Raw genomic sequence first — 13,292 nt, forward strand, 5'->3', positions numbered from 1 at the left:
GTTCCCAAGCCTAAAACGATGATCAGTCATCGAATAACGACAACTGCTGTGCCATTGCTGGCGGCTGGCGGTCTTTGATCAGTGGGCGAGGGCGTGACTGTTTCGGTCCCTTGCGGCTGCCATGTCGGCTCAGCACGCGTCGAGTCTCATCATTGGTCAGCCGTTGCTGACGGAATTGGCCAATGGCCTGACGCGCCTGGCGGGCGGCAAGCTGGTGGTCGCAGATGGGCTTCGGGTAAGCCTGGCTGCCATAGCGCTGCTGTTGGTTGTGACTCAGCAGCCAGGGGGTGTGGATCAGATCATCCGGTAACCCCGACAGTTCCGGTAACCATTGCCGCAGGAACTGACCGTGTGGGTCCAGCTGCTTGCTTTGGCGTACCGGATCGTAGATCCGCAAGGCGTTGATGCCGGTCAGGCCTCCTTGCATCTGCACCTGTGGGTAGTGGATACCGGGTTCAAAATCGGTGAACAGCCGCGCCAGGTGGAGGGCGGGCTGGCGCCAGTGCAACCACAGCTGATAACTGGCCACCGCCATCACCATCGCGCGCAGCCGGAAATTGATCCAGCCGGTATGGGCCAGCGCCCGCATGGTGGCATCCACCAGCGGCCAGCCGGTCATGCCCTGCTGCCAGCGCTGCAACCGCTCCGGGTCATCGGGCGCGGATTTCAGGTGTTCCAGATCCCGGTGTACTGCCCGGAACTCTAGCTCCGGCTCGTCTTCCAGTTTCTGGATAAAGTGGCAGTGCCAATGCAGCCGTGACCGGAAACGGGTCAGGCTGCGCTGCTTTCGTGGCAACGCCACACGGGCGTCGCCTGCCTGTTTCGATTGCTGGTACAGCCGCCGCAGACTGACGGTGCCGTACGCCAGGTGCGGACTGAGCCGGGAACAACTGCTGACGGCCGTATTGGGGCTGGAGATCCGGTACTGGTACCCCAGGCAGCGCTGGCTCAGGAAACTGTCGAGCAACCGCTGCCCGTGATGGCTGCCACCGGGCTGTCGCTCCGGGCAGGGCGTATTCCAGCGGCAGGCCGGTTCACGCCAGGGGCTTTCGGGCAGGGTAGATGGCGGTGCCGGCAGGCTGGGCGGAGGGGACAGGCAATCTGCCATCATGCGCTGGCGCCAGTGGTGATCCCAGACATCCCGATTGGCCAGACGGCGCACCACGCCGAACTGATGCCACTCCGACAGGGTCACACCGTGACTCTGACACCAGCCGGCCACGGCGATGTCCCGCTCAAACGTCCAGCGGCCGCCGGTTTCCTGGTGGCAGAACAGGCGCTGGATGCCGCACCGCCGATGCAGGTCTGCCAGCGCATCGGGGACACTTCCATAGTGCAGGTACAGGCGGTTGCCGTGTTGGCGTAACTGCTGGTCCAGCTGCCGCAAGCTCTCTGCAATAAAGCGCCAGTGCCGTTCGCTGGTGTCGTCCAGTTGCCAGTACCCGGGCTCCACCACGTACAGGGCGATCACCGGCTGCGCCAGCGCGGTGGCGGCCGACAGCGGACCGTGATCGTCCAGTCGCAGGTCCCGCTTGAACCACACCACCGTCGTCATTGTATCGACCTTCTGGCCCGGCGGCAGCGCTCACTGCAGTAACGTACCTGCGGCCAGTCACGGGCCCACTTGCGGCGCCAGCGAAACGGACGCCGACAAACCGGACACTGTTTTTCGGGGAGCTGGGATTTTTTGTGCATTGCCGACTCTTGGGTTTTACTGACAGTACGGCTGGTGCTGCCTGCTGGATTGGCTCAAACCGCAACGGGCTGATCCGGGCTTTCCTTGTGAAGATGGGGCAGGGGACTGGCCGGGCGATGCTCAGCGGAAACAGGAGAGACGTGGAACATGGCCCGATTTTCCGATTCGCTGCCGGTGCCGGCAGTGTTGATGTTCGACTGGCATGGCACCCTGGTGGATACCAGCGATGCCATGTTCAGCGCGATGGAGGACATGCTGCCCCAACTGGAGGAGCTTGGTCTGGTTGAACGGCTGTTGCCGGAATCCAAGTGCATGACCGCGGAGGATGCCCGTCTGGTGCGTTACATCCGGGTCTACCGCCGATTGCACCCACGCATCCTGGCTGAGCGGCGAGTGTCCCGGACCGACATCTTCAATGCCATTTTCGGTGACGACCGGGACGCCCGGCTGATTGCTCACGACGCCTACAACCAGTGCTACCGCAAGTACTTCGGTCAGGTGAAGCCGTTTCAGTCCGGCGTGTACGAGTATCTGGTGGCCTGCAAGGAACTGGGTATCCGGCTTGCGGTAGCCACCAACCGCAACCGTGAGTTTCTCGATACCGAGATTGCGACCGTCGACGACGGGCGCTGGCAGGGCCTGTTCGACACCACGGTGTGCGCCGATGACGTTACCCACTACAAACCCGATCCGGAAGTCATGCTCAGGGCTCTGGACAATCTCGGTCTGGCGGCCGATCAGCACGCCTGGTACATCGGTGACAGTTACGTCGACATGATTACCGCAGCCCGCGCCGGGGTGACCCGGGTGTTCTACAACGGCGCCTGCTGGGATCAGGATCGCATTGAAAGCTGGTTCAGCTACCGCGACACCCCCCACGCCATCCTCGACAGCTTTGAAGACCTGATGGACGGCCTGGCGCTGCTTGAGCGTGGCCATCCGGGGGCGCTCAATGGCTCGGTGGCGCATTTGCGGCCCCCCGCCCACCCGCCGCCGACGCCACCGGAGCCGCGCATTGAAGCCGACTGGCACCCGGCGGTGGCGAAACTGATTCGGCCGTCGGTGATCCTGTTCGATTGGCATGCCACCCTGGTGGACACCCTCGATGCCATGTACCACGCCGTGGATGACATGCTGCCGGAGTTCCATGCGCTGGCCCTGATGAACCGGATGGTTGCGCCGGAGGACAGCAAAACCCCGGAGGATGCCCGCCTGGTGGCGTACGTGCGGGAATTCGCGGCCTTGCACCCCAAGGTCAAGGCTGACCGGAAGATCTCCCGCACCGACATATTCGAGGTGCTGTTTGGTGAAGATCAGGAGGCCAAGCAGATTGCCCATCAGGCGTTCAATCGCCACTACCGCAATCACTTCGGCACGGTGACGCCGTTTGAGCCCAAGGTCAGCGACATGCTGGCGGCCCTGCGTCGCCATGGCATTCAGGTGGGGCTGATCACCAACCGGGACCGGGAGTTCTTTGAGCAGGAACTGGCTGCGGTGGAGGGGCATGGCTGGGTGCATCTGTTCGACACCACCGTGTGTGGCGACGACACGCCATTGCGCAAGCCCCACCCCGACCAACTGCAACTGGCTGCGGCCAATTTGGAGTACCCGGCCGACCCCTGTGTCTGGTACGTGGGGGACAGTACCACTGACATCATCGCTGCCAAGCGGGCAGGGATGACCGGAGTGTTCTTCAACGGCGCCCAGTGGGATCTGCCCTGGCTCAACAAAATCTTCCCCGGTACCCACCAGCACCCTCACAAACCGGATGTGGTGGTGAACGACTTCTCCGAGTTCTGGGCCCTGGTGCTGGCGTGCGAGGTGGGGCCGCCCTGACATGATGACCCCACGCCCTGATCCGAAGAAGTGGATGACCTTGGTGCTGACCTGTCTGCTGATGGGGCCTGCCCTGGCCCACGCCGCCATTCGCTGTGGTACCTCGCTGGTGGATCTGGGGGACTGGCCGGTGGAGGTGCGGGACCGCTGTGGTGAGCCGGACTATGTCGCGGTTTATCCCACCCGGGCGGTGCCAGGGCTGGGGGTCACCCAGACGGTGGAACACTGGTATTACAATCCTGGCCCCCAGCGTCTGATCCGTCGTCTGGAGTTTCGCAATGGCAGCCTGCAACGGGTTAGAACCCTGGGCTACGGTTTTTACCCCGATCCCCGCGCCCGCTGTGATAGCCGTGCCCTCAGGGAAGGGCTGAGTGAATTTGAGCTGGTAAGCCGCTGTGGCGAGCCGGTCTCGGAGCGGTTGTTCTGGCAGCCGTTTGATCTGTCCAGCCTGGCCGATCCGGTGCCGGGGATTTCGATCATGCCGGTGAAGGAATGGCTCTATGGCTTTGGCAAGCATCGCTTCCGCCGAATCGTGATTCTTCGGGACGGTCTGGTGGTGGAGGTCCGTACCGGCAACAAGCCACGGTAATGTGTCAGGCGCGCCTGACCGCACGCGATCAAAGCTGTTCCAGGTGGTCCAGCAGCCAGTCACCCCGGGCCAGTATCGCCTGGCGCCGTTCCGGCTTTTGCCGGTCCCAGTTGCGGTACATCATCGTCATGCGTGGATTGCCGGCAAACTGGTCACGGTGACGGTCGAGGAAGTGCCAGTACAGGGCATTGAACGGACAAGCCCGGTCGCTGGTGCTGTCGGTCACCCGGTAGTGGCACTGCTGGCAGTGGTCTGACATTCGCTGAATGTACTTGCCGCTGGCCGCGTAGGGCTTGGAGCCCAGGTAGCCGCCATCGGCGTGCATCACCATACCCAGGGTGTTGGGCAGTTCCACCCAGTCATAGGCATCCACGTAGACCGCCAGGTACCAGTCGCAGATGTCCGCCGGCGCAATGCCGCTGAGCAGGGCAAAGTTGCCGGTGACCATCAGGCGCTGGATATGGTGGGCATAGCCGTTACGGCGAGTGGCGTCGATGGCCCGGTGCAGGCAGCGCATGCGGGTGTCCCCGGTCCAGTAGAACCAGGGCAGTGGGCGCTGGTTGCCGAGTCTGTTGAGTTGCGCATAATCCGGCATGGTGAGCCAGTAAAGGCCACGGACAAACTCCCGCCAGCCGAGAATCTGGCGCACAAACCCTTCGGCGGCATTGAGTGGCACCTGGCCGCGCTGATAGGCCTGGCAGGCGGCGTCGCACACCTCCTGAGGGGTAAGCAGGCCGCAGTTGATGTAGGGCGACAGCACCGAGTGGAACAGCCAGTCCTCCTGGTCCGACATGGCGTCCTGGTAATCGCCGAAACATGGCAGTGCGAAGTCGATGAAATGTGCCAGCGCCTCCCGGGCCTGATCGCGGGTGACCGCGAAGTGAAAATTGTCACTGCTGCCAAAGTGGCCGGAGAAGTGGGTTTCCACCAGGTCGATCACCTCACGGGTGATGGTGTCCGGCTCCACCCGGAAGGGCGCCGGCGCGGGGGGCTTGCCGGTCCATTTCTTGCGATTGTCACTGTCGTAGTTCCACTGGCCGCCTTCGGGCCCGCCGTCGGCGGTCATCAGCAGACCGGTGTGGCGCCGCATTTCCCGGTAGAAATACTCCATTCGTAACTGTTTGCGGCCCTCGGCCCAGCGGGCGAACGTCTGCTTGCTGGCAAAGAAGCGGGTGTCGGGCCGGATTTCCACCGCCACCTTGAGGCGCTGGTGCCACTGGCGGATGGCCTGATCGAGTCGCCATTCGCCGCATTCGGTGGTGATCAGGCGTTCAGGCGCATGCTCGGTGACCCTGGCGGCGACAACCTCCTCCAGGGTCTGGTGCTGGTTGTCGGGGTGGTAGGGCTGGTAGTCGACCTGCCAGCCGGCCTGGCGAAGCTCGTCGGCAAAGTGGCGCATGGCGCTGAACAGCAGGATCAGTTTTTTGCGGTGGTGGTTGGTGTAGCTGGCCTCCTGGTGGACTTCGGCCATCACCACCCGGTCCCAGGTGGGATCGCCGTCGCAGAGGGCGGACAGGCCGTGGCTGAGTTGATCGCCGAGGATCAGAATCAGGTTGCGCATGGTTGGGTCCTGGCGGTGTCGGGGTTTGGTTACCCCCGGTTTACGTCACACCGCCAGTGCTGGATCTCGCTGAACCGAATCAGGCCGCCTTCACAAACGCCAGCCCATGCTCGTCGCCCTGATGCCAGACACAGACCGCATCCGCCGGATCAAACAGGTCACTGGCGATCTGGACCCGGTCGCCTTCCTTAATGGCCTGCTCGGTGCGAATGCGCACGCCACCACCGGGGCTGAAGTCCAGCAGTTGGCAGCTCATTGGCTGGGCGCCCTGACTGACCGCCAGCTCTGCCTCAACCGGCCCCACCTGATGGCGCCGGGATTGTCGACGGTCTTCGCCCCTCGACGGGATCGTATCGCTGTCGGGAGCATCGGTTGCCGCGGCAGCGGGCTGGGAGGCTGTGGCAATGCCGCTGGTGGTTTCAACCCGGGATGGCATGCCTTCGAGTTCCGGAAAGTCAGGGTTGCGGGGCAGGTATTTGCCACTGCGGACCAGCCGTTCCACCGAGTGATGAATGGCAACGTTCAGGGGTGGGTCGGCGGGATCGCCATAGACCGCCCGGATGCCTTTCTCGAAGCGCAGCATCTCCAGCAGACGGTAGCCGGTGCTGAAGGAGTCGTGGGCGGGCATGGCCGGGTCCGGGTCGGTAAGACCGGCAAGGTAGGTGGCGTCAAAATCCAGTCCCAGGGTGCGGGCCTTATCCGCCATCCACAACAGGGCAATGTCCGACAGACCGGCTTCCTTGTAGCCACCGCCAATGTCGGAATGGACTCCGCGGAACCAGCACTGCTCCACCGTCTGGTCGTCGTTGATCTGCCCGGTCCACAGGTCGGGCGCGAACGGGCCACGCTGTTCGTCCAGCGCCAGTGCCTGGTAGGCGTGTTTGACCTGGGGACTGAGGTGGGTGTTGAAGAACCCCACCCAATGGCTGGTGAGGTTTTTCAGCAGCGGCGTGGGAGCGCCCATGGCGCCGACGGTATCCCAGACCCCAATCATGCGGATGTCGGGACGGACATTCTCATCGTAGATGCTGTTGGGGCGTTGTTCCGGTGGGGTGCGGTAGTAGCGGTAGGCCTTGGGCAGGGTTTCCAGCTCGCTCTTTTCCATCAGCCCGACGGCGTGGACGAAGCCGGCCACGGCCCGGGCGGTGTAGGCACCGCGGCTGAAGCCAAAGCAGTAGATCTCATCTTCGTGGCTGTAGTTGTGAACCAGAAAACGGTAGCAATCCAGTACGTTTTTGGCGACCCCCTTGCCGAAGGCGCCACCCAGCAGGCGGTCCACCCGGCTGCCGGTGCCGACGCCCTCGTCATAGAACACCACCTGTTCGGTGCCATCGGAGCCGGTGGGCCGAATGCTGCGGACCAGCTTGACCACGTTGGTGGGGGCGATGTCGGGCTGGTTCCAGGTTCCATCGCAGCAGAGGATGATCCGTTTCTTTGAGCGCATGGCGGGGCCTCCTGTTGTGCTCCAGGCGCCCCTGACCTCTGTGGGAACGGTACCTCCGTGCAACGGTATCCGGCGTTGGCGGGTTGAGGGGCTGCCTTGTTGTTTTGCCCTCGGACATATCAAACCACGATAACAGCGCCACTTGGGGGAATTCCGGTGGCGGGGCGGGCAGACCCGGTGAGGACCTGCCAGCCGATGAACACCCCGCCGGTGTTTTCCAGACAGTATAGACGACCGCAGTTTCCACGGTGGGTTTGATGTTGGTCAAAGGTCAAACCCGCGACCGCCGCTAGACTATGGCTTTGTGATCTGTGCGAGAGGTGGTCATGGCAGTTGAAGCGGTACAGTGGGATACAGCGACAGGGATCGGCGAGGCATTGGTTTGGGACGACGCGCTGATCCGGCGCTACGATCTCAGCGGTCCGCGGTACACCTCGTACCCCACGGCCGTGGAGTTCCAGTCCGGGTTCGGGGATAAGGACATGGTCCAGGCGGCCCTGCGCAGCCGTCAGAAGGGTGGACCCTTGTCTCTCTATACCCACCTGCCGTTCTGTGCCCATCTGTGCTACTACTGCGCCTGTAACAAGGTTATTACCAAACGCTACGACCGGGCCATGCCCTACGTCGAGCGGCTGCTCCGGGAAGCGGAGCTGCAGGCGCCGCTGTTTGGCCCCGATCGCACGGTCACCCAATTGCACTGGGGCGGGGGTACCCCTACCTTCCTGCCCCGGGACGCCATGCGTCACCTGATGCAGGGCTACGCCGAGCGCTTCCGGCTAGCGGACGATGACCAGCGGGATTTCAGCATTGAGATTGATCCGCGGGAAGTGGCCGACGATACCCTGTCGACCCTGCGGGAGCTGGGCTTCAACCGCATCAGCCTGGGCGTGCAGGACGTCAATCCGCAGGTCCAGAAGGCCGTCAATCGCATTCAGCCACGGGCGATGACCGAGGTGGTGCTGGACGAGGCCCGTCGGCTGGGCTTCGGCTCAATCAACCTGGATCTGATCTACGGTCTGCCGTACCAGACGCCGGAGAGTTTCGCCGAGACCCTCGACAGTGTTATTGAGTTGTCTCCTGACCGGTTGTCGGTGTTCAGCTACGCCCATCTGCCGGAGCGTTTCTATCCCCAGACGCGGATTGCCAACGACACCTTGCCGACGCCGGCGCAGAAGCTGACGATCCTCCACAACACCATCCGGCGGCTGCTGGAGGCGGGGTACGAGTACATCGGTATGGATCATTTCGCCAAGCCCGACGACAGCCTCGCGGTTGCCCAGCGGGAAGGCCGTCTGCATCGCAACTTCCAGGGCTACACCACCCACGCGGAATGCGATCTGGTGTCGCTTGGGGTGTCTGCCATCGGCCAGACTGACGACGCCTACTTCCAGAACAACCACGACCTGCCGGCCTGGGAGGAGTCCATCGACAACGGCCAGCTGGCCATCACCCGTGGTGTGAATCTGAGCTGGGACGACCAGATCCGTCGCTGGGTCATCGGCGAGCTGATCTGCCACTTCGGATTGGATCGGGACCGCTTCCAGCAACAATGGGCGCTGGACTTCGATCACTACTTTGCCGATGAACTCAAGCGCCTGCAGCCGATGATGCGTGACGGCTTGGTGGCGGATACCGGCACCAGCCTGCTGGTGCTGCCGGCCGGGCGGCTGCTGATCCGGGCGATCTGCCAGCTGTTTGATCGCTATCGCAAGGAAGGCGCCAGCCAGCGATTCTCCCGCATCATCTGACGCCTCTCGCTAAGGCATAACCCTGCCGGGGGCTGTCAGCGGTCCTGCATCAGCACGACTGACTCCGGCGCGGTGGCATTGAGTCGCACACTGGGGGCGACGTTGCCCTGCAGACTGTCATCGGTCAGGAAGTCGCGCCACAGCTGCAACTGGCCGTTGATCTTTTCCGCTACGTACAGATCCTGGCCGTCGAAGGCGATGTCCACCGGATTACCCAGCCCGGTCAGGTCGCTGCCGTCGCCAGGGTTGGCGATGCGTTTGCCGACCATCACCGTGCCATTGGCCATGGACGCGCCGGGCAGGGTCATCAGCGCACCATCGTTACTCTCCGCCCCGGAACCCACGTCCGACACGATCAGGGTGTCGCTGGCGGCATGGTAACGGATGCCGTGGAGATTGGTGGCCGCCGGTTCCGGCATCAGAATACGGTCTGGTCCGGCGCTGCCCAGGCGACTGGAAAAATCATCGTAGGCAGCGACGGTGCCGTTGGTGAGCGCGACGTAGAGCGTGTCGCCACTGGCATCGTAGTCACTGTCCCAGGGCGCCACGTCTCCGGTACTGACTACCCGGGGAGTGGCGTTGCCACTGTCACAGGCACTGAACACCAGGATTTCCGCCCCGGCCTGTTCCGCTACGATTACCAGCCCCAGGTCGTCCGCCAGCTCCACGCCCTTGGGCGACATCAGCCGGGTATTGCTGCCGGTGATCAGTCGATCCCGTGACAGGCTGAACGCCATCCGTTCCTCCACCGCACCTATCACCGCCAGGCCGCTGTTTGCGGTGGTGCCGTCGTCGTAGCTGAGGTAGGCGTTACCATCACGATCCAGAGTGACGTTTTCGGCGCTGGCCAATGCACTGCTGAAAGCAAGTGCCAGATTACTCTCCAGCCCCTTGTCCACAGTGAACAGCTGGCCGGAGGTCGCTGAGCCCACGGCCGGGTTGCTGGTCACCAGCACCTCGTAATCGGTGCCAGGATCACTGACATCAGTGGCGCCGGGCATCGGCATCATGGTCGGCATGATGGCAAGGGATTCCGGTGCCGGGGTGTCCAGCACATGGTCCGGGGCGACGTTGCCACCGGAGGTCTGAAACAGGTTGTGGATGGTCAGCAGGGCGCCGCCGCCATTGGCTTTCTCGGCGATGCGCAGGTGGGGGCCATGGAGTTGCAGGTCCACCGGGTTACCCAGCCGGGTGTTGTCGCCCTTGAAGGTGATGGCGGCAGTGACGGTGCCGTTGGCGGTACTGGCGTTATTGATGACATAAAGCTTGCCATCGTCTGGCGAGCTGGCCTGGCCAACGTCAGACACTATCAGGCGATCGCTGGCGGCGTCGTAGTCAATGCCGTGGAGATTGACGGAAGTCTCGTTATCGCCGTCGATGATCGAAAATGTGCGGCTGGCGCCACCAATACCGAGGGTGTCTTCGAAGTCGTCGAACACTGCGACCAAGCCATCCACCTGGGCCACGAACAGGCGATCACCATCAGCATCGTAGTGCACATCCCAGGCATTGGCGGCCAGGGCCACAGTGGCGACCGGGGCAACGTTACCGGCGGCTGAGGCACCGATGACCAGCAGGTTGCTGGCGGTGTTGTTGGCTACCACCACCAGTCCCTGTTCGGCCAGATAGGCCATGCCCTTGGGCTTGAGCAGGGTGGTGTTGGCCCCGGTCAGCTGGAAGCTGGGGTCATCGCTACTGCGCTTGGCGGCGTTGCAGGCGGTGACTACACGGCCGGTGTCCATCAGATCACCGGCCTGGATGAGGTGGCCGGCGTGGGTGACCAGTACGCCTTCGTTGGCACCGGTGGTGTAGCTGTTCAGCAGCGCGAGATCCCGGTCACGCACTCGCACGGTGGTATCGCCGTCACCGCTGTTACTGGCGATGTACAGGGTCGCCGCCGGGAAGGTCACCGCCGGAGTATCGTTATCGTCACTGTCGAAGACGCAGCCTGTTGTCAGCACCAGTGAACCCAGAAGGGCAACGGTCAGCGGATGGGGTTGAAAGCGTTTGCAGCAACGATGGCTCCATTGGGAAAAACGTGGTTGTGTCATGATCCATTCCTCGTGTTCTCGTTTGTAATGGCAAACAGGCCCCCCGGAAAGCGCCAGAGAGGGTGGGCTCTTTGAGGAGTACTCGCGAGAAACGGGTTTGGAGGCAGAGCGGGCGAAAAAAAGTTGAACCGGTGACAGTCGGCCGCCGTCACCGGTCCGTACTCAGGCCTGGGCCGGCACCTTGAAGTCGTTGGCCAGGTCCTGCAGCTGGCGTGACAACCGGGCCTGTTCACCGGTCACCTGGGTGATCTCCTGAGAGCCGGTGAAGGTCAGATTTGCGGCTTCGCGAACCTGTTCCATGCTGCCGGCCAGTTCCCGGGTGACGGCCACCTGCTCCTCCGAGGCGGTGGCAATCTGGTTGGCCATATCGGCAATGGCGGAGACGTCGTTGAGGATGTCAGCGAAGGTCTGCTCCAGGTTCGAGGCCTGTCCGCTGGTCTCATTGGCCAGCCGGTGGCTGGTGGCGATGGATTGGCCGGCATTGCTGGTGATGTCCCTGAAACCGCCGACAATGTCCTCGATCTTGGTGGTGGACTCGTGGGTCTGCCGGGCCAGCGCCCGCACCTCATCGGCCACCACGGCAAAACCGCGCCCGTGCTCCCCGGCCCGCGCCGCTTCAATGGCGGCGTTCAGTGCCAGCAGGTTGGTCTGTTCCGCCACCTGGCGAATGACTTCAACCACCTCGCTGATGGACTGACTGCGCTGCTCCAGGGTATCGATTACCGCGTTCACCTCCTGCACCGAGCGCGCCAGGCTGTGAATCCGCGCCATGCTTTCCTGCAGCACCCGGTCGCCGTCCCGGCTTTTCTCCCGGGCCCGCTGGGCGGCATCCGCCACCTGTTGGGTGTTGCGGGAGATGTCCTCCGAGGTGGCGGTCATCTCTTCGGTGGCGGTGGCCACCTGTTCGATCTGCTGCTGTTGCTGGCGGACCTGGGCCGCGCTCTGGTCGGCGGTGGAGCTGGTCTGCTCAGTGGAGGTCGCCAGCTGGATACTGGCCTTGTCGATCTGCAACAGGGCCTGGCCAAAGCGTTGGAACAGCTCGTTGATGGCGGTGCCTATGGCCCCCATTTCGTCCCGGCTGGCCACGTTGATGGGCCGGGTCAGATCCTTCTGGTCCATGGCGAAGCGGATGCCGGACAGCAGTTGCCCGACCTGACGATTGATGGTGCGGATGGTCAGCAGCATCAGCACCAGCACCGCCAATACCGCCGCCGCGGCCAGCACCGAGGCGGTGAGCAGGTTGCTGCGGGCGCTTGCCAGGCTCTGGTCAGCCAACTGGCGGACGTTGTCCAGCAGCACCTGGCGGTCGGTGTTCATGACTTCAATCCGCTCGGTGGTGGTGTCGAACCAGCCCGCGGCGTTGAGTTGGGTCAGGCCGGCGGCGTTGGCAAACAGGGTCTGGCGCTGGCGGGCCAGTTCCTGGCTGGCGGGGAGGGTATCGAGTTTTGCGATGGTGTCCCGCAGTGGCGAGTCCGAGGGCAGCATCGACTGCACGCTGGTGAGGTACGCCTGTTGTCGTCCTGCCAGTTCGGCCACCTGTTGCAGTCGAGCCAGATCAAAGCGGCCACTGCGGATCAGCGAGGCGCCGCCGGCCCGTTCGCGACCGGCGTATTCGGCGGCCTCGGCAAGGGCGAAGTAGGCATTGACCTGACGGGCCAGCTCCCCGGTGCTGGCGCGGCGCACGATCAGTGGAATGCGGTCGATCATGCCCATGATCAGCCCGGTGTAACGACGACCGGACTCGCTGGCGGCAATTGATCTCTGATCCACCTGCTGGCGGAGGTTGGGCAGATCTTTCAGTTGCTGCTCGACCTCCCGGATGCTGGTGGTGACGGCGCGGTCAAATTCCGCTTCGGCGAGCAGGGCGCGGATGTTGTTGTTGTATTCCTGCAGGCGACGGTCGGTCTCCTGGCGTTGGCGGTCCAGGTTCTGCTTGGCCTGACGGGCTAGATCACCACTGCTGGCAAAGGCGACGGCGGAGCGGCCCCGTTCCTTCTGCAGTGCGGCAATCAGCGGGTCGGCCAGGCCAACCAGGCGGACCCGGTCGTCCAGTTGCTGCATTTTGGACAGTTCGTCCCGGGAAGTGAGAATGTTGTCGATAGCGAAGTACAGGATCACCAGCAGGGCGGGCAGTACCAGAAGGATGAGCTTGCCCTGCATGGAGAGGTGGTTGAGCGCTTTCATGGTGGGCCTCGTCAATGAGTTCACACGGTACTTCCATTCTTCTTCAGTCTAGCAGTTGCCGGTATTCGCGCGATGGAGTAGCTGAAGAGGTAGGGCCGGCCTATGTAACATGCTGTCAGCAAACGTTAATCGCCGGAGTCGTCAGCAGAAAATCGGTCAATAGGGAATTGAACGTGGAGTACC

9 protein-coding genes are annotated in these 13,292 nt (G+C 63.2%); 3 read left to right on the forward strand and 6 right to left on the reverse strand.

Features of this window, described 5'->3' with window-relative positions; genetic code table 11:
• Nucleotides 1-22 precede the first annotated feature (22 nt).
• Together MLD24_RS00935 and MLD24_RS00940 are read right to left on the reverse strand one after the other, a co-directional pair.
• Nucleotides 23-1,555, reverse strand: coding sequence for an FAD-binding domain-containing protein (locus MLD24_RS00935; RefSeq protein ID WP_248163237.1), 1,533 nt, complete (start codon nucleotides 1,553-1,555; stop codon nucleotides 23-25).
• Nucleotides 1,552-1,695: a DUF2256 domain-containing protein gene (locus MLD24_RS00940; RefSeq protein WP_227174298.1), complete on the reverse strand. Its 144-nt coding sequence runs from the start codon at nucleotides 1,693-1,695 to the stop codon at nucleotides 1,552-1,554. Before MLD24_RS00940 ends, MLD24_RS00935 begins: the two co-directional genes overlap by 4 nt.
• A gap of 148 nt (nucleotides 1,696-1,843) precedes the next feature.
• Between MLD24_RS00940 and MLD24_RS00945 the strand changes: the two genes are divergently transcribed.
• Together MLD24_RS00945 and MLD24_RS00950 are read left to right on the forward strand one after the other, a co-directional pair.
• Nucleotides 1,844-3,532 carry an HAD family hydrolase gene (locus MLD24_RS00945; RefSeq protein WP_248163238.1) on the forward strand — a complete coding sequence of 563 codons (1,689 nt, stop codon included), beginning with the start codon at nucleotides 1,844-1,846 and terminating at the stop codon, nucleotides 3,530-3,532.
• Between the two features lies 1 nt (nucleotide 3,533).
• The gene (locus tag MLD24_RS00950; protein ID WP_227174302.1) at nucleotides 3,534-4,121 is read left to right on the forward strand and encodes a DUF2845 domain-containing protein; all 588 of its coding nucleotides are present in this window, start codon (nucleotides 3,534-3,536) and stop codon (nucleotides 4,119-4,121) included.
• A gap of 28 nt (nucleotides 4,122-4,149) precedes the next feature.
• Here MLD24_RS00950 and MLD24_RS00955 read toward each other — a convergent pair whose 3' ends face one another.
• Entirely contained in the window at nucleotides 4,150-5,682 is a 1,533-nt protein-coding gene (locus MLD24_RS00955) for a cryptochrome/photolyase family protein (protein ID WP_248163239.1), read from the reverse strand.
• Between the two features lie 79 nt (nucleotides 5,683-5,761).
• Nucleotides 5,762-7,126, reverse strand: coding sequence for a phospholipase effector Tle1 domain-containing protein (locus tag MLD24_RS00960; protein WP_248163240.1), 1,365 nt, complete (start codon nucleotides 7,124-7,126; stop codon nucleotides 5,762-5,764).
• Nucleotides 7,127-7,452: 326 nt separating this feature from the next.
• On the opposite strand from MLD24_RS00960, the gene hemN reads away from it, so the two are divergent.
• A complete protein-coding gene (gene hemN, locus MLD24_RS00965; RefSeq protein WP_248163241.1) occupies nucleotides 7,453-8,874 on the forward strand; it encodes an oxygen-independent coproporphyrinogen III oxidase in 1,422 nt (473 codons plus the stop codon).
• A gap of 35 nt (nucleotides 8,875-8,909) precedes the next feature.
• Here the strand turns inward: hemN and MLD24_RS00970 are convergent, their stop codons facing one another.
• Together MLD24_RS00970 and MLD24_RS00975 are read right to left on the reverse strand one after the other, a co-directional pair.
• The gene (locus MLD24_RS00970) at nucleotides 8,910-10,925 is read right to left on the reverse strand and encodes a YncE family protein (RefSeq protein ID WP_248163242.1); all 2,016 of its coding nucleotides are present in this window, start codon (nucleotides 10,923-10,925) and stop codon (nucleotides 8,910-8,912) included.
• Between the two features lie 162 nt (nucleotides 10,926-11,087).
• Complete coding sequence (locus tag MLD24_RS00975) at nucleotides 11,088-13,109, reverse strand: methyl-accepting chemotaxis protein (RefSeq protein WP_248163243.1); 2,022 nt, start codon at nucleotides 13,107-13,109, stop codon at nucleotides 11,088-11,090.
• Between the last annotated feature and the right edge of the window lie 183 nt (nucleotides 13,110-13,292).

This window comes from Marinobacter xestospongiae (assembly GCF_023156385.1).
In the GTDB taxonomy this organism is placed as follows: domain Bacteria; phylum Pseudomonadota; class Gammaproteobacteria; order Pseudomonadales; family Oleiphilaceae; genus Marinobacter; species Marinobacter xestospongiae.